Annotated in this window: 26 protein-coding genes; 7 read left to right on the top strand and 19 right to left on the bottom strand. The window is 37.1% G+C overall.

From position 1 onward, the window contains the following. Positions 1–24: 24 nt before the first annotated feature. Positions 25–357 carry a DUF5615 family PIN-like protein gene (locus tag IQ226_RS13830; protein WP_193896225.1) on the bottom strand — a complete coding sequence of 111 codons (333 nt, stop codon included), beginning with the start codon at positions 355–357 and terminating at the stop codon, positions 25–27. Then, positions 354–578, bottom strand: a complete 225-nt coding sequence (locus IQ226_RS13825; protein ID WP_193896223.1) for a DUF433 domain-containing protein — start codon at positions 576–578, stop codon at positions 354–356. The genes IQ226_RS13830 and IQ226_RS13825 overlap by 4 nt, the downstream gene beginning before the upstream one ends. A gap of 179 nt (positions 579–757) precedes the next feature. On the opposite strand from IQ226_RS13825, the gene IQ226_RS13820 reads away from it, so the two are divergent. Then, positions 758–1,009: a hypothetical protein gene (locus tag IQ226_RS13820; RefSeq protein ID WP_193896222.1), complete on the top strand. Its 252-nt coding sequence runs from the start codon at positions 758–760 to the stop codon at positions 1,007–1,009. Positions 1,010–1,100: 91 nt separating this feature from the next. On the opposite strand, the gene IQ226_RS25165 is transcribed toward IQ226_RS13820, so the two are convergent. The 10 genes from IQ226_RS25165 to IQ226_RS13770 all read right to left on the bottom strand — a co-directional run bounded on the left by IQ226_RS25165 (position 1,101) and on the right by IQ226_RS13770 (position 11,785). Continuing rightward, positions 1,101–1,847, bottom strand: a complete 747-nt coding sequence (locus tag IQ226_RS25165; protein ID WP_228039433.1) for an HNH endonuclease family protein — start codon at positions 1,845–1,847, stop codon at positions 1,101–1,103. Positions 1,848–1,856: 9 nt separating this feature from the next. Further along, positions 1,857–3,077 carry a DUF262 domain-containing protein gene (locus IQ226_RS25160; protein WP_228039432.1) on the bottom strand — a complete coding sequence of 407 codons (1,221 nt, stop codon included), beginning with the start codon at positions 3,075–3,077 and terminating at the stop codon, positions 1,857–1,859. A gap of 358 nt (positions 3,078–3,435) precedes the next feature. Beyond that, positions 3,436–3,540, bottom strand: coding sequence for a DUF4351 domain-containing protein (locus IQ226_RS13810; RefSeq protein WP_152540522.1), 105 nt, complete (start codon positions 3,538–3,540; stop codon positions 3,436–3,438). 96 nt (positions 3,541–3,636) lie between these two features. Next, a complete protein-coding gene (locus IQ226_RS13805) occupies positions 3,637–3,978 on the bottom strand; it encodes a type II toxin-antitoxin system PemK/MazF family toxin (protein WP_027404955.1) in 342 nt (113 codons plus the stop codon). Beyond that, positions 3,975–4,208 carry a hypothetical protein gene (locus IQ226_RS13800; protein WP_027404956.1) on the bottom strand — a complete coding sequence of 78 codons (234 nt, stop codon included), beginning with the start codon at positions 4,206–4,208 and terminating at the stop codon, positions 3,975–3,977. Before IQ226_RS13800 ends, IQ226_RS13805 begins: the two co-directional genes overlap by 4 nt. 235 nt (positions 4,209–4,443) lie before the next feature. Further along, entirely contained in the window at positions 4,444–4,881 is a 438-nt protein-coding gene (mutT, locus tag IQ226_RS13790; protein ID WP_193896220.1) for an 8-oxo-dGTP diphosphatase MutT, read from the bottom strand. A 168-nt stretch (positions 4,882–5,049) separates the two neighbouring features. Continuing rightward, complete coding sequence (locus tag IQ226_RS13785) at positions 5,050–5,394, bottom strand: DUF760 domain-containing protein (protein ID WP_193896218.1); 345 nt, start codon at positions 5,392–5,394, stop codon at positions 5,050–5,052. Positions 5,395–5,766: 372 nt separating this feature from the next. Continuing rightward, entirely contained in the window at positions 5,767–6,723 is a 957-nt protein-coding gene (locus IQ226_RS13780) for an RNA polymerase sigma factor, RpoD/SigA family (protein WP_193896216.1), read from the bottom strand. Between the two features lie 730 nt (positions 6,724–7,453). Next, positions 7,454–10,711, bottom strand: coding sequence for a carbamoyl-phosphate synthase large subunit (gene carB, locus IQ226_RS13775; protein ID WP_193896214.1), 3,258 nt, complete (start codon positions 10,709–10,711; stop codon positions 7,454–7,456). A 519-nt stretch (positions 10,712–11,230) separates the two neighbouring features. Next, positions 11,231–11,785, bottom strand: coding sequence for a Dps family protein (locus tag IQ226_RS13770; protein ID WP_193896212.1), 555 nt, complete (start codon positions 11,783–11,785; stop codon positions 11,231–11,233). 360 nt (positions 11,786–12,145) lie between these two features. Here IQ226_RS13770 and IQ226_RS13765 point away from each other — a divergent pair, with 360 nt between their 5' ends. Further along, positions 12,146–12,403, top strand: a complete 258-nt coding sequence (locus IQ226_RS13765) for an Asr1405/Asl0597 family protein (protein WP_193896210.1) — start codon at positions 12,146–12,148, stop codon at positions 12,401–12,403. 15 nt (positions 12,404–12,418) lie between these two features. After that, entirely contained in the window at positions 12,419–13,039 is a 621-nt protein-coding gene (locus IQ226_RS13760; RefSeq protein WP_193896208.1) for a (2Fe-2S) ferredoxin domain-containing protein, read from the top strand. 82 nt (positions 13,040–13,121) lie between these two features. Here the strand turns inward: IQ226_RS13760 and IQ226_RS13755 are convergent, their stop codons facing one another. From IQ226_RS13755 to IQ226_RS13740, 4 genes are all read right to left on the bottom strand, one after another. Further along, the gene (locus tag IQ226_RS13755; protein ID WP_193896206.1) at positions 13,122–13,829 is read right to left on the bottom strand and encodes a precorrin-2 C(20)-methyltransferase; all 708 of its coding nucleotides are present in this window, start codon (positions 13,827–13,829) and stop codon (positions 13,122–13,124) included. Then, positions 13,829–14,455 (bottom strand): precorrin-8X methylmutase, encoded by a 627-nt coding sequence (locus IQ226_RS13750; RefSeq protein ID WP_193896204.1) that lies wholly within the window; start codon positions 14,453–14,455, stop codon positions 13,829–13,831. Before IQ226_RS13750 ends, IQ226_RS13755 begins: the two co-directional genes overlap by 1 nt. A 7-nt stretch (positions 14,456–14,462) precedes the next feature. Then, entirely contained in the window at positions 14,463–15,920 is a 1,458-nt protein-coding gene (gene cobG / locus IQ226_RS13745; protein ID WP_228039431.1) for a precorrin-3B synthase, read from the bottom strand. Between the two features lie 263 nt (positions 15,921–16,183). Further along, positions 16,184–16,390, bottom strand: coding sequence for a type II toxin-antitoxin system HicB family antitoxin (locus IQ226_RS13740; RefSeq protein ID WP_193896202.1), 207 nt, complete (start codon positions 16,388–16,390; stop codon positions 16,184–16,186). Between the two features lie 60 nt (positions 16,391–16,450). Here IQ226_RS13740 and cbiE point away from each other — a divergent pair, with 60 nt between their 5' ends. From cbiE to IQ226_RS13725, 4 genes are all read left to right on the top strand, one after another. Further along, positions 16,451–17,659 carry a precorrin-6y C5,15-methyltransferase (decarboxylating) subunit CbiE gene (gene cbiE / locus IQ226_RS13735; RefSeq protein WP_193896200.1) on the top strand — a complete coding sequence of 403 codons (1,209 nt, stop codon included), beginning with the start codon at positions 16,451–16,453 and terminating at the stop codon, positions 17,657–17,659. Between the two features lie 298 nt (positions 17,660–17,957). After that, entirely contained in the window at positions 17,958–18,167 is a 210-nt protein-coding gene (locus IQ226_RS25955; protein ID WP_370567143.1) for a hypothetical protein, read from the top strand. An 82-nt stretch (positions 18,168–18,249) separates the two neighbouring features. Then, a complete protein-coding gene (locus IQ226_RS25950; RefSeq protein WP_370567142.1) occupies positions 18,250–18,537 on the top strand; it encodes a hypothetical protein in 288 nt (95 codons plus the stop codon). 296 nt (positions 18,538–18,833) lie between these two features. Then, on the top strand, positions 18,834–19,433 hold the full coding sequence (locus IQ226_RS13725) for a hypothetical protein (protein ID WP_193896198.1): 600 nt from the start codon (positions 18,834–18,836) through the stop codon (positions 19,431–19,433). 50 nt (positions 19,434–19,483) lie between these two features. Here IQ226_RS13725 and IQ226_RS13720 read toward each other — a convergent pair whose 3' ends face one another. The 3 genes from IQ226_RS13720 to mtnA all read right to left on the bottom strand — a co-directional run bounded on the left by IQ226_RS13720 (position 19,484) and on the right by mtnA (position 23,137). Then, a complete protein-coding gene (locus IQ226_RS13720; RefSeq protein ID WP_193896196.1) occupies positions 19,484–20,248 on the bottom strand; it encodes a PD40 domain-containing protein in 765 nt (254 codons plus the stop codon). Between the two features lie 208 nt (positions 20,249–20,456). After that, on the bottom strand, positions 20,457–21,428 hold the full coding sequence (locus IQ226_RS13715) for a GTPase domain-containing protein (protein ID WP_193896194.1): 972 nt from the start codon (positions 21,426–21,428) through the stop codon (positions 20,457–20,459). 671 nt (positions 21,429–22,099) lie between these two features. Further along, a complete protein-coding gene (gene mtnA, locus IQ226_RS13710) occupies positions 22,100–23,137 on the bottom strand; it encodes an S-methyl-5-thioribose-1-phosphate isomerase (RefSeq protein WP_193896192.1) in 1,038 nt (345 codons plus the stop codon). Positions 23,138–23,294 lie beyond the last annotated feature (157 nt).

Here is a 23,294-nt window from a genome sequence, read left to right as displayed (position 1 = left end):
TTTAACGCAAAGAATAAAATCAGTTTAATAAAGTGTCAAAACTCCTAAATCTGAATTTTCAGAAAAGGCTTGGATATCTTCTAAATTTCCTCGCAAAATTTCCTCTATTTGGTTAGTTGAACAATTACCACGTCTAACCCAAATCACTTTAGGTGGATATCCACGTAGGATACTTAATTCATTAAAATCAGCATCCCTGGTAACAATTATAAATTCATTTTGTTTTGCAAACTCCCACAAAATTCTATCATCTGCTTGATCTAAACCTAAGAGAAAAACGTGCTGAGAGTTGGGGTAAATAGCAGCGAGTTTATCTACTAACCGGGGTGATAGATTATGGTCAAATAATAACTTCATGCTTGCACCATCAGCATTTGTTTTTCTCTATCAGCAGCATAGCTAAGACAAGCTAAAATATCTTCTTGTGTTAAATAAGGAAAATCATTCAGTATTTCCTCATAAGTCATCCCAGATGCAAGATATGATAATACATCATATACTGTAATTCTCATCCCCCGAATACAAGGTTTACCTCCTCGTTTTCCTGGTTCGATGGTAATTATATTTTGATACTGCATAGTGTTTAAAGGTAGGTTTTGTTTTCTATTTTAGCGTTTACCCATAGACATCGCTAGGTTAACCGTATATATGGTATTTAAAATTACATTCATAAAAATTGTTTACAGGATTTACAAGTATATTTGTACTATGATACAATAAATGTGATATTCTCAGTTTTTCAATAGGAGTAAATTGTATGTCAAATCATAGCGGAAGTTATATGTTAAATGAAGTGATTACAATTTTGAAACTTGAGCATTGTTTTGATCATTTGGATCAAGAAGAGAGGCAAAATCTGATTGAAGAAATTGTCAAACTAGCTCGTTATGAACATGATTGTAATCCGGGGGAAATTTTAGAAGGACACACAGACTATTTTAAAATCTGTTATTGCTGTTTAGCGAAAACTCATGATCTGGAATCTGGTCTTTGTGTAAAATGCAGGTAATTACATAATATGTCGATCTTTTTTTTGACGCAAAGGTGCTAAGGAGCAAAAGAGGAAAATAAGGCTTTTGGAAAATGATACCTAACATAAATTAACTTGTGGTTTCTATTTGCCAATCTTCTAGAGAAATTTCTGCCGTTTCGATAGCTTTTATACAAAAAGCATTAATATCTCTAGCTGATAAGTTGACATTAACAAACACCCCATTTTCTAATTTTCTCGTATCCCGAAAATCTTTTTCATCTCTACTAATGAACCGGGGAAATTGTTCCATAATATCCTTAAATTTATCAGGATCTAAATCAGCAATCACATTTAAAGTTTTTTCTAAAACATCACGCCAACTTTTGACAGGATATTCCTTACTAAAAATTTTTAGTTGTTTGGGAGTTGTACCCCTTACCTTAGTTTTCGCAGGATTCATAAGATTTTTATTACCAAAGTAAGGCCAAATTTGTAAAACTTTTTCTGCTAAATATAAACTCCTTTTTTCTATATCTTCTCTTTTCCAAGTTTCTTGATTTTCAAAGTATTTATTGATTTCTAAATGACTATTAATCAATATTTCTTTTTTCTCGATAAATTCCAAATTATATAATTCACCATTGTAAGCTGTGATAGTTAGATTACCCAAAGAATGAAGTAGTAAATCATGAGTTATCCCCCAATGTTCCCCTAAATGTTCTTGCCACCATTTATTTATAGTTTGTGGCATAATATGTTCAATCTCCAGACCATCGAAAATGACCTGTTCTTTATGATTAAAAGATTCTTCAATAGATTTTAAAATTAATTTACCTTTTTTAGAACGTCCAGCACCGTATAATTTAACATCCAATAAACTTTTCTAAAATTCTGTATCTTTGGGATAATCACGATTTTGTAAATCTAGTTTTAATCTTTCCACAAAATCAGCATGAGCTAAATTACTTGCTTTACTAACTTGAGAATACAGTACAGAAAATATCCTATTTAATCCCCTGGTTTGGACGTTACAAATAAATCGGCGAATAATGAAATTTTCTAAAATCTGCAAAACAGTAATAAAATCTGCTTCTGAGAGTTTATTTTCCTCATAATCATGATAACAATTAAGTAAAAAAGGATAAACAGTAGCTTGTTCTAAACGGTTGATTCTTTCCAAACAACGACGAATTTTTAAATTATCCTCTTTTAGTGGATCTAAAAGTTTTGCATAATATTCCGAAAATTCATATAAATCTTTCAAATAATCAATAGCATCTCTTTTGATCATTCTTTCTTTAATCTGAAAATAAACATCATCTTTCTTGATTTCTACGCCATCTCTGGTTAAATAATGTCTGATAAATTCCGTTAAATTAATATCTAAAGTTTGTTGCATTGGTAGCCAATATTTATTATAAGCATCGTCTTGATTTTCGGTATTAATTCTCAAGAAAAAATAATTACGAATTAAATCTGCTTGTGTTAAAGGTTCACCTTTAGCATTGAGACTTTCAAAGACTAAATAAGGATTATCTTCTGTACTTAAAACAACGCTCACAATAGATAAATAACTACAAATTACTTTCTTGATATCAGAAAAATCTAAGTTACTTTGTCTAATCTTCTTTTCAAAAAATACATAACATTCAGTAATACCAGAATTATTTACATAATCTTGTCCATTAATTAAACTATGAAAAGACTGTCTATCTACCTGGGTAGGTTGAAGTTTATAATAGTCTAAACCTTTTTTATATGGATTAACAATAATAGTATTATGAATTTCTGCGGCTAACTCATCATGAATATTTTTAGCTTTATCTCGCAAAGCACAAAGCAGGATAAAAATAGTAGTTAAACGTTGTTGTCCATCAATTAATAAATATTTACTTACACCTTCAGGTATAGCAGAAGTTGGCATAGTGACAATAGAACCCATAAAATGAGGACGACGATTATCGCTATGATATAGTTCTAAAATATCATTCCATAGAGATTCCCACTGAGATTTTTTCCAACTGTAGGTTCTCTGAAACAAGGGAACAACATACTGTTTATTACCTTCAATAATCTCTTGCAGCTTAGTTTCTGATGCTTGCATAGTTAATGTACTCTGATTTACTCGATAGTTATGCTTTTAGTATAAAAGAATCTTGTATAAATAGCACAAGATAGCGTAACAAAATTAAACATCAAATATATCCAGGGAATAAATTCCCTGTCTAAAAGCAAAAGTCGGTTAAAACCGACTCATAAAAAATATCGGTTCTACCGCTCCCCTTATGGAGAAGAATATTAATTTTTGTAGGTTGGGTTGAGGGACGAAACCCAACACCCCTTGCTATCCTACCGCTAATGTTGGGTTTCACTTCGTTCTACCCAACCTACAATAAATGTTGTTTTACATAAAGGGAACGGTAGAGCCAAAATATCTTTTCCTCTTTGCGTGAGAAAATATTTTAACTTTGATTCACCATCCAAATTACCAAATTATCAGGTTGTGAAAAATCCAAAATAGCTTCCGAAATCTCATCTAAATTTTCACCTGATAACTCTTGAGTCATATATCTATGCTTGCATACAAAAGGGAGAAAACTCGGTTCAATTCCGAGGCAGTCCATTTACATTTTGCGTATTTGCTTGGGAAAAACCCTAAACTTTCATAAACTATCTAACTTGGCCAAAGATATTTTCACACAATTACAAACACCAAGCCAATCACGCTCTGACAAATGACCAATTAAACTAAAATTAGCTGAAGGTGGCAGTGTCACAATATAACTGCGAAAAATAGACGCAACTCGTAAACCAGCCTCATTCCAATCTTGAAGTATATAGTCAGTAATACCTAATGCAGTTGTTTGAGAAGTAATTAATCCAATGATAACATCAGGACGATTTGCGTGATAAATTACAGATGATAAAACTACAGCCGGACGGCGTTTAATACCTGTAGCGCCAGGAAAATCAACCGTTACCACATCCCCAGGATTAAATTTCACTGTGTTATTTCCTCACTTTCTGGAAATATCGAAGCAGCATATTGTAAAGAAAAAGAGGTGATATCAAGTTGGTCTTCTTCTGTCCAAGTATGACTTTCATCAATAACAGACAAATTTTTCTCAGCTAAATTATTTTCTAAAGCGTTGAGAATGAGTCTAGCAATTATATCTTGTTCGGTTTCAGGAAGTTGCTTTATTTGTTTAATGGCTTCTTCAAGTAATTGAGTCATAGTTTTTACCGCTAATCATTATCTATTATACTAGATATAAGACAGCCAGGGAATAAATTCCCTGTCTAAAAGCAAAAGTCGGTTTTAACCGACTCATAAAAAATATCTTTTCCTCTTTGCGTGAGAAAACATTTTAACTTTGATTGGCTATCCAAATTACCAAATTATCAGGTTGTGAAAAATCCAAAATAGTTTCCGAAAGCTCATCTAAATTTTCACCTGATAATTCTTGAGTTTATGACTCTAACTTTGGAGATTTTTCCTGATAATATTTCCTCAAAGCTGTGATAATTTCTCCATTCGCTTCGGGAAAGGTAAAATTATCCAATTCATCTAAACTCACCCAGCGAATTTCGTCACATTCTATGGTTTGGGGAATACCTGCTAAATGCTGAGAATGATGGACTGTTAAAGTTACTCGCAAATGGGTGTAAGTATGATCAATAGTAATTAGATGTTCTCCAACGGCAATTTCTATGCCTAATTCTTCAGAAATTTCTCGTTTAATACATTCTTGAATAGTTTCACCAATTTCAATTTTTCCCCCTGGAAATTCCCAGAAACCACCCATTGCACCTGTAGGCAACCGTCTATCAATTAATATCTGTTTTTGGTCATTCCAAATAACAGCAACACCAATAATTTTATGAGGAATAGAGATACTTTCATTCATATAGGGAATAGGGAATAGGGAATAGGGAATAGGGAATAGGGAATAGGGAATAAATTCTTTCTTTCCAATTACCAATTACCAATTACCAGTCAATCATAACAAAACTCGGTAGAAATATAGTAATTCTACCGAGTTGATATTTATTTTGATAATTTTCCTACAAAAATACTATTCAACTTCGCTACTATTGGCTTCTATTCCTTGCATAACTGTATCAAAGCCCATTCTTTGTTCTGCGTTTCGTAAAAAATAGCCACTAATCATAGCTGATGCTAATAAGCGACCTAAGTTTTCCCGACTAGTAGAAATAGTAATCCCGAATTGTTCGGAAGGGAGATTTCCTAAAAGTCCAATAATATTCCGTTCCATTACCTGCAAAACTTCTGTAGAAGTTGGTTTAGATAATTGATTAACTGTTTCTGGACTTAATGATTTAACATATTGCCATAATAAATTACTTGTTTCCGACTCACTATTAAAAAATTCTGATACTCGATTAGATTTGTTACTCACGTTTGACCTCCTGTACTGCCACTACTAACGACGGTGTTTGTGACTGGAATAACTTGTAGTTATTGCTTATTCGATCTAGTTGACTATTATATAATTCATGTCAACTAATCTAACAGTTTATTCCTTTCGAGGGAGTCGGTTTAACCGTACTAAAATGGGAGTGTTTTTCACCTATTGAGTGAACCTGAGTTCGACATAAGATAATTTGCGGAAAACTGCCCCAATTATGAGTTTCAAACCCTTATTCTCTCGCTCTTAAAAATCATAACTCCGTTCGCGTAGCGTCTCCGAACTCCTAACTCAAATGAGTATGGGTGGGGAAACTCCACCCACAAGGCGAAAAATAACTGACGGTTAACTAATAACAACTGACTAACTGGCAAGATACTCATTCATAGTTGCTTTAGATTTGCGAAGTTTGTTGAGGGCTTCACGTTCAATTTGGCGGACTCGTTCCCGGCTAATATTCAGGATTTCACCAATTTTAGCTAAAGTTAAGGATTGCCCATCTACTAAACCAAAGCGGAGACTAATGACTTCTTTTTGCTGGGGTGTGAGTTCTGACATCATTCTTTCTAAGTCATAAGACAGGGAAGTTTGCATGACAAAATCTTCCGGTGTCGCTCCTGTATCTTCTAGCATTTCTCCCAGTTCGGTGTCATAGTTATCTCCTAGCCGCAAGTCTAGAGATAATGGTAGACGGGCTTTTTCTAGGTACTCTCGCACCTGTTTGGGTGTTAAATCTAGTTCTTGGGATAATTCCGCTACTGTGGGCGCACGTCCTAGTCCTTGGGATAGTTGACGCTGGGCTTTTTTAATTTTGTTGAGTTTTTCCGTAATATGAATGGGTAGGCGAATTGTCCGGGCTTTTTCAGCGATCGCCCGAGTAATGGCTTGACGTATCCACCAATAGGCATAGGTAGAAAATCTGTATCCTTTGGTGGGATCAAATTTTTCTACACCCCGTTGCATGCCGATACTGCCTTCTTGAATGAGGTCAAGTAAGTCAACATTCCGTTTAATGTACTTTTTAGCAACGGACACGACTAAGCGGAGATTGGCTTCTACCATTTTCCGTTTGGCTATTTCACCAACAGCGATCGCCTGATTTAATTCTGATACTTCTATATCAGAGGCTGCTGCCCATTCTTCTACACTTGGTTCATGACCTAACTGGGTAGCAAGACCTTCCCGGATCTCATGCAAGGCAGTAGATCGTTGCACCTGTTTACCATAAAAAATCTCTTCTTCGTGGGTGAGAAGTGGCACACGGCCAATCTCACGCAGGTAAGTCCGCACGAGGTCGGTGGCTGATTGAGCGGTCTTCATGGCGCTACTCTTGGGTAATGGTGGGTTTGCCGATAGGGTTGTTAACGAAATAATGTGTTCAGATGGTCGCACCTGATTAACTCAGGCTTGCCATATTTGGGGAAATTAGGTAATTTACTACCAAACGTTACATCTGTCTCCTTGTTTTCACAAGTGTCTACAGTTAGATACACAGTAGCAAGTCAAACATTTTTTGTGTTTTTGAGAATATTAATAATTGTAACATTTATGAGAATAAGTTGACTATAGGGAAACCCGCACTTTGGCAGCAAGTTAAGATCACTTAAGACTCTGAAATTACTGAACAGCATACATTTCCTGGAATAACGGCTAATCCTCTGGCGAAGAAATAGCTTCCTCATATTTGTTAAAATATCTCAATGATAACGATAATGATTTTTTTGTAACGATTGCTTAATAATGAGGTGACAGGTGACAGGTGACAGGTGACAGGTGACAGGTGACAGGTGACAGGTGACAGGTGACAGGTGACAGGTGACAGGTGACAGGTGACAGGTGACAGGTGACAGGTGACAGGTGACAGGTGACAGCAAAAAGAAGGCAAATAAAGGCAATAGTTTAATAATCTCTCTATTTTCCCTATTTCCTATTTCCTGTAACCTGTTCCCTGTCCCCTATTTCCTGTCCCCTATTTCCTGTAACCTGTTCCCTGTCCCCTGTTCCCTGTCCCCTGTTCCCTGTTCCCTGTTCCCTGTCACCTGTCACTTGCTTAACTCATGGGACAGTATTCTTGGATTACCTTGACATCTAAAGTTGTATTTTGCAGAGAACGGATGGCTGCGGCTGTGGCTCTAGCACCTGCAATAGTAGTAATAATGGGGATTTTGTAGCCTAAAGCGGTGCGACGAATTAATTTAGAATCGGCATGAGCTTCTTCACCAGAAGGTGTGTTAATGATCAGTTGAATGTTGCCATTTTTAATCGCATCCAGGACATGAGGACGACCTTCATGGAGTTTGAGGACTGATTTCACCTCTAACCCTTGTTCTTGCAGGACTTGGCGTGTGCCTTGGGTAGCCATGATTGTCAAGCCTAACTTAATAAACTCCTTAATGACATCTGCTGCGAGAGGTTTGTCTCTGTCACTCATGGAAACAAATACAGTTCCTTGAAGCGGTAATTTTTCCCCTGCGCCTAATTCTGCTTTGGCAAAGGCGCGACCAAAATCGCTGTCAATACCCATTACTTCCCCAGTTGAGCGCATTTCTGGACCCAAAATGGTGTCTGTACCGGGGAATTTACTAAATGGTAAAACTGCTTCTTTGACGGCAATATGAGAGGGAATGACTTCTTTTGTAAATTTCACTTCTTCTAAGGTTTTCCCCGACATAATTAAGGATGCGAGTTTGGCTAGTTGTACCCCTGTGGCTTTAGAGACAAAGGGAACTGTCCGTGATGCTCTGGGGTTAGCTTCTAAAATATACACTTGGGGAGAATAACTATTTGCACCAACTACGGCAAATTGAATATTCATTAACCCAACTACAGATAGAGCTTGTGCTAGTTGTACTGTCCATAAACGGATTTGGTTGAGGACGGCGGGAGAGAGGGAAATGGAAGGTAGGGAACAAGCTGAGTCACCGGAGTGAATCCCTGCCTGTTCGATGTGTTCCATAATACCACCAATGACGACATTGCCAGTATGATCGGCGATCGCATCTACATCTACTTCAATGGCGTTTTCTAAGAATTTATCAATTAAAATCGGGTGTTCTGGTTCTACTTGCACAGCAAAGGTCATGTAGCGTTCTAACTCAGTATCGGAATAAACGATTTCCATCGCCCGTCCTCCCAACACATAACTAGGACGTACCACCACAGGATAACCAATGCGCTTGGCAACTATTAAGGCATCTTCATAACTTCTCGCCATGCCATTAGGCGGTTGAGCGATATTCAATTCTTGGAGAATCTTTTCAAACCGTTCCCGGTTTTCTGCCATATCTATAGAATCGGGTGATGTTCCCCAAATCTTGGTGATACTGTTCTCTGCTGTTCGGAGATACTCTTGCAGGGGAACGGCTAATTTTAAAGGTGTTTGGCCACCGAATTGGACAATTATCCCCACAGGGTTTTCGGCTTCGATGATGTTGAGAACGTCCTCTTTGGTTAAGGGTTCAAAATACAGGCGATCGCTGGTATCGTAATCTGTAGAAACTGTTTCTGGGTTAGAATTGACCATGATGGTTTCATACCCAGCATCATGGAGAGAATATGCAGCATGACAACAACAATAATCAAACTCAATTCCTTGACCAATACGGTTTGGACCACCACCCAAAATCATCACCTTGGGTTTATCTGTTGGTAATACTTCCGTTTCTTCTTCGTAGGTAGAATAGTAATATGGAGTCAGGGCTTCAAATTCAGCAGCACAGGTATCAACAGTTTTGTAAACGGGGATAACTTCTAGCTGTTTGCGATAGGTGCGAACTTCGTCTTCTTTGGTTTTTGTAGCATAAGCTATTTGGCGATCGCTAAAACCATTTCTTTTCACATCATACATTTGCGCTTTTGTCAACTGTTTGAGAGGAGTCCGTTTGAGAAATTTTTCTATTTCTAAAATTTCTTGCAATTTATCTAAAAACCAAGGGTCAATTGCTGTTAGTTCATAGATTTCTTCATTACTCATTCCTAGCTGCATAGCATGACGTACAGAAAAGATGCGTTCTGGGTTAGGTGTCCGCAATTGGGCGCGAATTTGTTCCCCACTGGGCAATTTTTCGGCTTTATCACAACCCCAACCAGCGCGACCGGTTTCTAAGGAACGTAAGGCTTTTTGAAAGGATTCATTAAATGTCCGCCCAATAGCCATTGCTTCTCCCACTGACTTCATTTGTGTTGTTAGCACGGAATCAGAACCGGGGAATTTCTCAAAGGCAAACCGGGGAATTTTCGTAACTACATAGTCAATTGTCGGTTCGAAGGAAGCGGGGGTTTTTTTGGTAATATCGTTTTGCAATTCATTCAAAGTGTAACCCACAGCTAACTTCGCCGCGATTTTGGCAATGGGAAACCCTGTCGCTTTGGAAGATAAAGCCGAACTGCGGGAGACACGGGGGTTCATTTCAATTACCACCACATCACCATTGACGGGATTTACGGCAAACTGGATATTAGAACCGCCGGTTTCCACGCCAATTTCCCGGATAATTTTAATTGCCATATCCCGCAACCGTTGATATTCTTTATCAGTTAGGGTTTGGGCGGGGGCGACGGTGATAGAATCCCCTGTATGAATCCCCATAGGGTCGAGATTTTCGATAGAACAGATAATGACGACGTTATCGGCTAAATCCCGCATGACTTCTAATTCATACTCTTTCCAACCCAATAAAGATTGGTCAATGAGAATCTGGGAAACGGGACTAGCGTCAATCCCTACCTGTGCCATTTCTTCAAATTCTTCTTGATTATAGGCGATACCCCCACCAGTCCCCCCCATTGTAAAGGCTGGACGGATAATTAAAGGATATGTACCAATTTGCAGAGCGATCGCTTTGGATTCGTCTAAAGTAGAAGCTGTACCACTGGGACATACTGCAACCCCAATTTTAGCCATAGCATCATTAAACAGTTTCCTGTCTTCGGCTTTTTCAATTGCAGGTAATTTCGCACCAATTAACTCAACGTTGTATTTTTCCAAAACACCATTTTTCGCCAAGGCCACAGCCAAGTTGAGGGCGGTTTGTCCTCCCATTGTTGGCAATAAAGCATCTGGACGTTCTTTGGCAATGACTTTTTCCACTATTTCCGGTGTCAGCGGTTCAATATAGGTGCGGTCGGCGGTTTCCGGGTCGGTCATGATTGTCGCTGGGTTGGAGTTCACCAGCACGACTTCATAGCCTTCTTCTCGCAAGGCTTTACAGGCTTGAGTTCCAGAGTAGTCAAATTCACAGGCTTGACCAATCACAATTGGTCCTGAACCTAACAGGAGAATTTTTTTGAGGTCTTGACGACGGGGCATAGTTTTTACCTTAGATTACAAAAATACAAATCTTGACTATTTTAAGGGTCTTTACGTCTCATCATGCCATTCATTATTAACTTTTCCGGGTTTTAATCATGGTAAGGGGAAGGATATATGGAAACGCGGGGTTTTTGGTACTGGTTTTTACATTTTTTTCTCACGCAGAGGCGCTTCAGGCGCAGAGAGAATTTAAGTGTTTATTTATTCGTCATGGATGATAACAGTAAAGCAGCACAGACAATTGATTTATCTCTCTTTATCTGCGTTCATCTGTGTTCATCTGCGTTTAATTATTATTGAAATTATTTTCTAATTAAAATAGCCTGACTAACTTACGAATAATTTCTGATTAGATATAGAAAATATGCAATGAAAATAAATAGTTGTCAATGGCTAATATAAAAAATGGCAGAAAGGATAATTTATATCTCTCTGCCAAAAAGATTAAGTTTGTAAAATTCTCAATTACTAAAATTTATTCAGTCTTAATTTAGTTAAATCGAGATTATAGAAGGTTTAATTTTGAGCAGGTTGCACAAAACCCAAGGTTAAACTATCTTTAGCTAAGAAATGCGCTAAGTGATAAGCTCTTTCTTCAGTTTTCAGAAGAATTTTTTCGTATAAGTAGCGTGTACCTCTATCGCCCAAACTCTCAGCTTGTCCAGCTTGACGGCGAATTACGCCAATTAATGCTTGTTCCGCAGCCAGGTCATTTTCTACCATCTTCCGGGCAGAAAATACGCCATCTACTTCTGGCTCAAAACAGCATAATTCAGCTAATTTACTAAAACTTGCTGCGGGTATACCACCCAAACCATTTAAGCGCTCGCCAATTTCATGGACATGATCTTGTACTTCTTTATAGCTAGTGTTAAAGAATTCATGGAGTGAGTTAAATTCTGCACCTTCAACTACAAAATGGTGTTTCTGGTATTGCAAGTACAATGCCTGAAAACTAGCTAATACAACATTAAATCCTTCGACTACTGGAACAGTAACACTGTGATCTAGTAATACAGGATTATCATAAATCTGACCAAAGTTTTGTACTATAGTTTGTGTATCAGACATGGTTTTCCTCTTTGCTTAAAGGTTATGACTTTTCAGTGCTTACCTCTAACATATTAGCATTTTCAAAATAAAAACAAGGCTACTAAATCTAAAAAACTTCCCCACGATTAGCAATCACAAGTATCAATTTTTTTTGGATATTTTTGTATCTAAAAATACATATTTAGTATTTGCATTGACTTAAATCTCCAAGTATGTATATGTTTCTACAAATAAAAATGAGATTTTTCTCAAAATTAATGACAATATTTTTCAGTTAGTGTATTCTAAATAAAGATGCTAAACTCCGACTAAATCACAAATTTAGACTGTGAGTTTCTAGTTTTACTGCAACTTTATGGCATTTTGAGGGCTACTCGTTTGAAATCTTTTAGTTTAGGCACGGATAGAAAGCACGTTATTGATATAAGTTGGGCAGACCGTTGGCAGGTTTATCAACGCTTACAAGAATTAGATATAATTTGCGTTTGTGAAACTAACCAGCCTTTAATGGTAGAAATACATAATCCCACCGCAGCTATTCAGATTTGGAGTGTAATTCAACAATTCACTGCTTCTCGTCAAGATTTGATTGGGAATCTTGAAAATTGTTGGCGTTGTCGTTACCAAAAATTTTAGTGAGAAAAATAGGTTATGAGTATATCTACCAATTCAGCAGTCACAGAATTTTGTTTTGAAGGCAGATTTCTAGATTTTGTGATCAAGGATGGATACAAGCTAAAAGGACTGTTATTATGGACTTCTGAGGGTGAATATTATATAAAGTTAGCCAAGCATTTACGGAGTGCTTTTGATTTACGGTTAGCTAAAGGGACCTGGCTGCAAGTTGTGGGAACAAAACAATATAACGCCAAAAAAGATCAGGTAACATTAATAGCGGAACGAGTTATGGCTGCAAGTTCTGATATGGGAATAGTTGCAGCACAGAATCAAATTAAGACGAAATCATCTAAATCACAAACAATTCTAGTTTGTCAAAAATCTGATTGTATGAAGCGTGGTGGTAAAGCTTTGTGTCAAGCTTTGCAGTCGGAGTTAAGAGACAGGGGTTTAGAAGATTCAGTCACTATTAAAGGTACTGGCTGTATGAAAAACTGTAAATCTGGTCCTAATTTAGTTATGCCTGATAAAACTCGTTATAGTAAAATTCAAGCTGTCCAAGTTCCCGCTTTAATAGATAAGCATTTTTCTGATAAAAGCCAGGACAAAGCAAAAAATATGCCAGAAAGTATACACACTCTTGTTAAAGTTTAGTTATCTTGAGGATGCAGTACGATTGAGGGCGCAGTCCCTGCGCCCCTACAGGTTTTACAATTTGCTTCTGACTCCTTGACAACTACAACCTATTTTTAGTAGGGATAATAATCATCGAGAAATAAGGCACATCAAGAGGGTCAACTTCGTCAAGAGGTAATATGCGCTGTTGTGTAGTTGTAGCGCGTTCAATGTATCTAGCCCGTGAAGCTAGTCCTAATTCATGGAGAATATCCCTGACTTTGAGAAAATGGCGACCAAGTTTCATAATAGCCGCCGCGTCAGTGGCTAGGAGTTGGCTAATTAAGGCTTCTCTGGGTAATGGTGCAGGTAAAACCGTGAGGACATCATTGTAATAGGTAAATGGTAAACCCAGGGCGACAGGACAGGCCATGAGTGAGGAAACTCCGGGGACGACTTCCGTTTGATACTTATTGGCTAATCGAGTAAAAAGATACATAAAAGAGCCGTAGAAAAACGGATCTCCTTCACAGATAACCACCACATCTCGACCGGCGGCTAAATGGTCAGCAATGGGTTGAGTTTCTTGGTCATAGATAGATTTAGCCTTTTCTGGTTCTAAGGCGCGAGGAAGATGAAACGCTACCTCAATCTGATTATTATCCAGATAGGAAGAAACGATTTTTCTGGCGATACTTTCTTTATCTGTAGCTGATTGATAAGCAATAACTGGGGCAGAACGGAGGAGACGCAAGGCTTTTAAGGTGATGAGTTCAGGGTCTCCAGGTCCCACACCAATTCCATAAAGACGACCTCCGGGATTAGTCATTATTCTTCCTCACTAGCTAGGGCGTTAACAGCAGCAGCAGCGATCGCACTTCCGCCCCGTCTTCCATGTAAAGTTAAGAATGGTACGTTGCGGCTATCTGCGGCTAATGCGGCTTTTGATTCGACTGCACCCACGAAACCGACAGGAAAACCCAAAATTAATGCCGGTCTAGGAACTCCCTCGTCTAGCATTTCTAATAACCTAAATAGGGCTGTAGGTGCATTCCCAATCACCACTATTGCCCCTTCTATATGAAACCGCCAGAACTCCAAGGCTGCTGCTGACCTTGTATTTCTTAATCTTTTGGCTAGTTGTGGTACTTCTGGATCATTGAGGGTGCAAAGAACTTTATTATTTTTGGGTAATCTTTTTCTGGTAACACCTTCGGCTACCATGTAAGAATCACACAAAATCGGTGCGCCGGCAATTAGGGCTTTTTTCCCAGATGCTACTGCTGTAGATGAATATTCTAAGTCATTGACAATATCCGTCATTCCACAGGCGTGAATCATGCGAACGGCAACTTTCGATACATCTTCAGGGAATCTTGCGAGATTGGACTCTGACCGAATAATTTCAAAGGAATTACGATATATTTCGCTACCATCACGGATGTAATCAAACATGATATTTTCAGGTTCTAAAGGTTAAATTGGGCGTTGTTTGGCTAAATAGTTGCTTTAATTGATGGCTATGACGATCAATAAATTGTCCAAAAGTTTCGTGTAAACTTAGACGTTGTTTTTGATATACTGCCAGCATTTCTTGAATCAAAATCGGAATTTTCGCTATAGTCACATATTCATAAAGTAAATGACCGAGAACATACACTTGATAAGCGGGAAAAGTTGCTTTTGCGGTTTCTGTAATAATACCAAGTAAGGTAATATCAGCTTGAGTGTGTTGAGCGCAAGATTTACTGCAACCACTAAAGTGAATATTCACAGGTGAGTCTAGAATCATCAGATTTTCTAGGTATTTTGCCAAGTTTATGGCATCATCTTTAGTTTCTGTGGCCGCAGCAGCACAACCCTTTTTACCGGAACAAGCTACTAGGAAACTTTTGATGTTGGTTGGTGATGAGTTTAAACCTAAATTGGCAATTTGTTGATCAACTTCGCTAATTTGATTTTGGGGAATATCGGTTAATAGTAAGTTTTGCCAAGGTGTTAACCTGATATTATCATCGCCATACCTTTTGGCAATATTAGCTAAACCCCTAATTTGCGAAGTTTCTAATCTTCCCAGGGGTAAGACTATGCCGATATAATATAATCCGGTTTGGCGTTGGGGATAAATACCAATATGAGTTTTTTCTCGCAGAGGCGCGGAGGCGCAGAGAGGAGTTTTTGTAAAATTCAATATATCTGAGTTGAGGTTTTCTTTGATTTGGTGAAGATATTCTTTAACTGTGATCTTATTGATGATTTCTCGTAAGCGTAGTTTGCGGCGGTTTTTAGTATCTATGTGTTTGAGGTAAGTTTGGGCTAAGGTTGCTAAAGCTGTTATTGTCTCTTCTGGTTTTAATAAGATTCCTGTATCCTGTGCTGGTTGTCCTTTTTCTCCATAACTGAGATATAACCGCAAATATACATTACGGTTAATTATTTCCGCTGCCAATATAATATCATTGGGTTGACATTTTACAGCAACTTTGCCTCCACTATCAAAGCAGACGCTAAATTTTGCCGATAATTCGCAAAGTTGAGAATGTGCGGTAATATATTGTTCCCAGATTTTGACTAAGGGACGAGTATCTAATAATTCTTCACCATCAATACCCGCTGTGGGATTGGTCATGATGTTGCGGATATGATCTATTTTGGTATTGGTAGAGGCTAAACCTAATGCTTGTAGTTTTTTGAGAACTTCAACATTTATGCTGGTTTTAATTTCTCTAATTTGAATATTAGCGCGGTTAGTAATATCAATATAACCATTGCCATAATTATCAGCAATATCTGCGATCGCCTGAAATTGGTTATAATTAATTATTCCCCCTGGTATTCTCAAGCGATAAAGAAGCCCATCCTGGGCGGCTGTGTTATAAAATAATCCTGGACAAGCGGTAAATGGAATTTGCAAAATCATGACCCCTTCTCTGTGTGACGCAGAGACAGAACGGAAGTGAACACCTTAGAGTTAGCATTCTGACTTACTCAATTTGAGATTTGGGATGTTTATTCAAACTCCAATCATTTCAAATTGCTTTACAGTTGCGGCACAGTCCCGGAATTGAACCGAAGTTTCCTAACTCTCAGATCTAACAGTATACCATGAGATGGTATTTTTGGCTATTGTCAATGAATTGTGTTTCGCGCAAAGATACGAAGATTTTTGACTTGACCATTGACTCATGCTGCTGCAAAAGAAACACTAAATAAATCTGGTTTTACTTCCCCATGTTCCAGTTTATCAGCCAAAACGCGCAACGCCAAAGCCTGAACCTTAGCTACCGCCTCCTGTCTTGTGTTTCCATAAGCCAATACACCGGGAAAATCAATCACGTCCGCAATAAAGCGTCCGTCTTCCTCTTGTTCAATCTCTATTTTCAAGTTCATAGACTGTAACGATAAAGTAATAAAAGCGATATTTGATCAAAACAAACAACCTGACGAATTATGCAAAAATGGTTATCAATTATCGGTATCGGTGAAGATGGTTTAGTAGGGTTAAGTCCCATAGCTCTTTCCTGTTTGGAAAAGGCTAAAATTATCTTTGGTGGGGAACGTCATCTTTCCATGATACCACAGGACGACAATCGGGAAAAAATTTCCTGGAAATCACCCTTTTCAACTTCCATAACCGACATTATCAATTATCGTGGTGAAGCCGTTTGTATTTTAGCTAGTGGCGACCCTCTATGTTATGGTGTGGGTGCGACCATTCTTAAAGATATTGATATTTCGGAAATTACAATTATTCCTGCACCTTCGGCTTTTAGTCTGGCTTGTTCTCGATTAGGATGGTCATTAACAGAAGTGGAAACTTTAAGTTTATGTGGTCGTCCGGTTTCTTTACTGCAATCTTATATTTATCCTGGGGCAAAATTATTAATTTTAAGTGAGGGAAAAAATACGCCGGCTGTTATGGCGGAAATTTTAATAAATCGCGGTTATGGTAATAGTCGAATTACTATTTTAGAAAAAATGGGTAATATTAATGAGAATATTATCACAGATATCGCTGGTAATTGGCAAGAAAAAAATATCGCTCCTTTAAATACTATTGCAGTGGAATGTATTGCTGATAAAGGAATAATTGGTTTATCGAGATTTCCTGGTTTACCGGATAGTGCTTTTCATCATGATGGACAATTGACAAAAAGGGAAGTCCGGGCGGTGACATTATCGAGTTTAGCACCTTTACCGGGGGAGTTGCTGTGGGATGTGGGGGCTGGTTGTGGTTCTATTTCCATAGAGTGGATGCGGAGTGATAGAAGATGTCGAGCGATCGCTATTGAACAAAATTCCACTAGACTCAATTATATAGCTGACAATGCCGCTGCTTTGGGAACACCGAATTTACAAATTATGGCAGGTAAAGCTTTAGAAGTTATCCTCAATTTACCAGCACCAAACGCGATTTTTATTGGTGGTGGGGTCACAGCACCAGAAATATTAGAAAATTGTTGGAATGCGTTGCTTCCTGGAGGCAGAATGGTAGTTAATATTGTCACATTAGAAGGTGAACAAAGATTATATCAATGGTATGAAACAGTGGGCGGAAACTTTACTCGTATTGCTATTCAACGCGCAGAACCCATTGGTAAATTTCTGGGTTGGAAATCAATGTCCCCTGTAACTCAATGGGTAGGAATCAGAAATTGATAATTAAAGATTTGGAGATTTAGACACAATGATTTTCTTGGCGAAAATAATCTTCTGGATAACTTTCATATAATCTACTCAAATTAATAGAATAGCTAAGTAGGTTGGCGTTGAAAATTGTCGTTATGGCAAGGCAAAAGGCAAGAGTGAAGAGGGTTTGGGCGATTTTACTTTTCTTTACACAGTTTGGTTTTATTGTGTTCACCTACTTAATTTCTTTATTTCCTGCTTGTGGTATTCTTAAAACTAAAGTATATTGAGACATCATGAAAACACTATTATTAATTATGAATTTTGTATGACGAGAGAAGCCCATGACCAATTTGCAAAAGAATATCTAGAGGAATTATTAAAACCTTTAGGTCAAGTAGATATTGGTAAAGACGTAAAAAGCGAAGTTAGAGAAATAGATATTTGGTTTGTTCCCAATCAATCAAAACCTGTAACTTCCGATTTAGGATTATTAGCAAAAATGGCAGTTACAAGTTTCCACAGAAAACCAGCGTAATTATCTACTGGAAATTTTAGCGTCTTGGCGTAAAAATATAGAGATTAACACTAATATCAATGATGAAGATAGGGAGTTGATTATGACTTTATCACCAGCATATCTCAAACAACGCGAGGAATGGCGACAAGAGGGACTGCAAACGGGACTGCAAACGGGACTGCAAACGGGACTGCAAACGGGAAGACAAGAAGAATTACGGTTAATAGTAGGAAGTTTACTAACAGCACGGTTTGCTAATTTAGATGAGCAATTATTAGCTGTTGTGACTCCTATTATGGAACTTTCTCTCACAGAAAGAACTGATTTATTTCTCAACTTATCTCAGTTGTCCCGTGAGGAATTATTAGCTAAATTCCCCATTAATTAACCCATTTTCGTCGGTTGTTTACATCCTTCAGATCCCCGACTTCTTAGAGAAGTCGGGGATCTTTTTTGATTTTGCTAAATCCATCGGTCAGCTTCAGTTTTAACAAGTTTTAGCTTTGAACCTGAATTTATTTCAAGATTCAAAGAGATTTTGCTCATGCTGTAGGTATGAGTCAAAGCTGGGTCAGGGATATTGAGACTAAGGGTAAAGATGCACCTATTCCTGAAAAGTATACTGCTATAATTAAAGAGATTTTAAATTTTAGATAAACTGTTGAAAATAATAAGGTAAGAGCAATGGCGTATAGTGATTTTAGCTTAACTAAGTTTAAGAAAATTTTTAACATTACAATTGATGAAGAAGCTGATTTATTTGCGACTGTAGAACCTATAGAAATCAGTGAAAAGTTAACTAACACTTTAGAAGAAACTACGGAACTCGCGTTAGCAATAAATACGGAGAAAGCACGCTCAGAAATGATGATTACGCCAATTTTATTAGAAGTTAGACGTAAAGCTAATTATCAAATTAGTTTATTTTCTGGTACAGATTTTAATGTTGATGTTGAGAGAGGTTTAAATGGTTATTGTGATTTTGTTATCAGTCGTTCTAGGGAACAATTAACAATTAATGCTCCTGTACTAATTATTGTAGAAGCTAAAAATGAAAATATTAAAGGTGGTTTGGGTCAATGTGCAGCAGCAATGTTAGCAGCACAGTTATTTAATGAACAGGAAGGTAATGAAATTAAAACTATTTATGGGGCTGTGACAACAGGAGATATATGGAAGTTCTTGAAGTTAGAAGGAACAGAGATATTTATTGATTTGAATAATTATTATATTAAGGAGTTGAACAAGATTTTAGGTATTTTGTGTCAAGGTATATTGGGTTGAAATTTAACGTCCTCCGGTTGGGAGAAATACATTTTAAGTATAAATTCAGGTTATTTATCAACAAATTCCCACATATTTACTGTTTTATCATCACTAGCTATTGCAATTATTTTACCATTAGGACTAAAAGCAATACTGGTTACTAGCGCGTTAAGTGGAAAAGTATTGATGATTTTTCCTTGAGAACTCAACAAGGTTACTGTTTTATCATCACTAGCTATTGCAATTATTTTACCATTAGGACTAAAAGCAATACTGGTTACTAGCGCGTTAAGTGGAAAAGTATTGATGATTTTTCCTTGAGAATTCAACAAGGTTACTGTTTTATCATCACTGGCTGTTGCAATTATTTTACCATTAGGACTAAAAGCAATACTGGTTACTAGCGCGTTAAGTGGAAAAGTATTGATGATTTTTCCTTGAGAATTCAACAAGGTTACTGTTTTATCATCACTGGCTGTTGCAATTATTTTACCATTAGGACTAAAAGCAATACTGGTCACTAGCCCACTAAGTGGAAACTTATTAATAGTCTTTCCTTGAGAATTTAACAAAATTACTGCTTTGTCATTGCTGGGTATTGCAATTATTTGAGAATTGGGACTAAATGGTATGCTCGTTACAAACCCATTGATTTGAAAAGTATTGATAATTTTTCCTTGATAATTCAACAAGGTTAAAGTTTTGCCATCATCTGCTGTAGCAATTACTTCACAATAGGGAGTAACAGTAATGCTTTTGATAACTTGATTAAGTTTTAAAGTTGCAAGGAATTGTTTTTCAGTAAAACTATGATTGCTGTCTTGATTTATCACAGTACAATCAGTAGATTTATCTTTTAATACATATTTATTTAGTATGTATATAAAAAAAAACTTAATAGAAAAATTATAAAACCATAGATTACTGGACTTATTTTTGTGATTTTTTTCTCATTAATATTAGAGTCAGATTTATTAGGTGAATTCGATAGTTCTAGGTCTCTTTCTGATTGATCTCGCCAGTTACTCATAATTTTCTTTCCTAAGATTTATCAAGGTTTTTTAACGATTCACTATATTTTTTTAAATCTTGTGTTAATTCTACTAACCCGTCACCTCTTGTAAAACTACCAATTATTGGTTTATATACAAAACCTCTAGCTCTATGACTTATGTTTTGGTTAAGTTCACGATATTCTGTAAGAACCTTTTCTTTATCTATATTCTTATCCATCTCATTTAATATGTCAAATTTATTTATAAAAAGACAAAAATATTTAATATTTTTACCAACAAGTCCAAAAACACAATCTAAAGCTGTGGGACTCCATTCTTTTATATGTTGTTGCACACGTTTTTGCCATGTTTGACGCACTAAATCCATGTCAATTTTTGATCCAGGCTCAGGAGTGTAAACTAAATCAACTACAATTATTATGGAGTCTATTCCATTAAATGTCATCGGTGAATAAGGTACTTTTTGTTCTGCCATTAATCCCTTGATGAGAACACCTATATTTTGACCAGGATAATCTGCTATATAAAATTTATATGTGTTACCATTTTTATCAATAGATTCGCTAAGAGATTTATAGTTAGCATAGTCCCTCGTTGACATTTCTGAGTTTCCTTGATCTACTAAATGTCCTATTAGTGTGGTTTTACCAGAACCACCCAAGCCAACAAGTAGGATAGAGTTTCTAAATTCACCTGGTTCAAGAGGTTTACGCTTATCTAACTTATTAAGAGTATCTTCTTCTATTTTTTTTGTTTCTCTTTTAAGATAAACCACAAAATAGCCGGATAATGCTGGTATAACAGCCATTAACGCGGATAATAATACATTTTTATTATTATCATTGTTTGTATTATTACTATTATTTGTCTCATTCTGAGATAATAAAAATGGTTTTTCATTTACATTTAACTGAGATTGAATATTAAAAATATTCTCAGCTTTTACGGAGTCTACTTTCACCACAAAAGAAGCGATTATAATTATATAAAATGCCAAAAGTGATTTCATGGGATAAATGTAAAATATTTTTTGATACCACGGTCACGATCATCATATTATTTAGTAAACTTAGATGTTTTTAATTTTTTTTTAAGAATTTTTAATAAAAAGAATACACATGGATTTTGCAAAGTAAGTAGGTAAAGAGAAAAGTTTAAAGGTATGTAACGAAATGTAAACTCAATGAATGCCTTGCAAATAGGTTATTGCACGGTTTTTACAAAACTAAACATATATCGTTTTTATTATGTTTACCTACTTATTCAATTTTACAAAGTAAGTCTCTCCTAAGAAATTACCACTAACACACCACATTGAGGAGCGATCGCTAAATCCCCCACTTGTGATAAACATCCAGCTTATTGATAATAATAAAACTCAAAACCATTGATGTTACGTTCAAAAATAAAAACTACTCACCCTTATTGAGAATTAAAAAAGGGCAATTTTCGACTACTCATTATCTCCCCCTCAAGGAATTATCACCAACACCACAGTGAGAGGCGATCGCTTTATCAAGCCCCTGCGTAACGATATGGGCAGTTTATTTGTTCTAGATGACCCCAAAATCTCCAAAACCAGGATAAGCCTCTGTATTCGCCTCAAAAACGGGCTGACAGTAGACAAACAAGGGGTTTAGCATTGCTAAACCCTCGTTACTGTTAAAATTAAACCATCTTCTGAGCCTTTAATAAATCACCTGGAAGAAAAGCCCCATTTTCCGTAATAATGGCGGTAATTAAATCCGCAGGTGTGACATCAAAAGCGGGGTTATAAAATTCCACACCTGGAGGAGTGAGGATAGTTTCACCTATTTGATAGATTTCCCCTGGGTGACGTTCTTCAATGGGAATTTGACTACCATCAGTTAATTCAAAATCTACTGTAGATAAAGGTGCAGCCACGAAGAAAGGAATATTATGAGCTTTAGCAACAATAGCTAAACTATACGTTCCGATTTTATTGGCAGCGTCACCATTAGCAGCTATTCTATCAGCGCCCACGACTACAGCATCAATTAAACCTTGTTTCATGCAATGGGCGGCCATATTATCAGTAATTACTGTCACCGGAATCCCTTCTTGGACACATTCCCAAGCGGTGAGTTTTGCACCTTGTAATCGGGGACGGGTTTCATCTGCATATACTCTGGCTAAACGTCCTTCTTTCCACGCAGAACGGACTACACCTAATGCTGTACCATAACCGGCGGTGGCTAATGCACCAGCGTTGCAATGTGTGAGTATAATTAGTTGGTCTGGGGTTTTCGGTAATGCGGCTAAACCATGATCACCGATCGCTTGACAAGTTTGCAAATCTTCGGCATTGATCTTTTGGGCGGTTTCTAAAAGGGCTTGTTTAATTTCTGCGACTGTTCCCAAGGTTTCATAGGCTGTTTGCATCATTCTGCCAATTGCCCAAAACAAATTTACCGCAGTGGGACGGGTAGAACGCAACAAATTAGCTACTATTTCCAGTTTAGCTAAAAACTCTTGGGTATCGCCGGTTTCAATTTCCCTAGCCCCCAAATACATTCCATAAGCTGCCGCAACTCCAATCGCCGGCGCACCTCTCACAATCATAGTGGTAATGGCTTGTGCCATATCTTCACTGCGGTGAATCTCCACCACTGTATATTCATTAGGTAAGCGAGTTTGATCAATGAGTGATACCGAATTATTGCGCCAAATAACGGGATAAACCATATTGTTGATTGTTAGTGGTTAGTGGTCAGTGGTCAGTTGTCAGTTGTCCGTGACAATTAATGACAGGGGCTTTTTAGATGTAATTCTCAATCATTATTAAACAAATTTATTCCCTATTCCCTATTCCCTATTCCCTATTCCCTATTCCCTATTCCCT

It is taken from the genome of Dolichospermum sp. LEGE 00240, from assembly GCF_015207875.1.
GTDB lineage: Bacteria > Cyanobacteriota > Cyanobacteriia > Cyanobacteriales > Nostocaceae > Dolichospermum > Dolichospermum gracile.
Note: the sequence above shows the minus strand (reverse complement) of the source record. Positions and strands in the feature narration are given on the sequence as shown.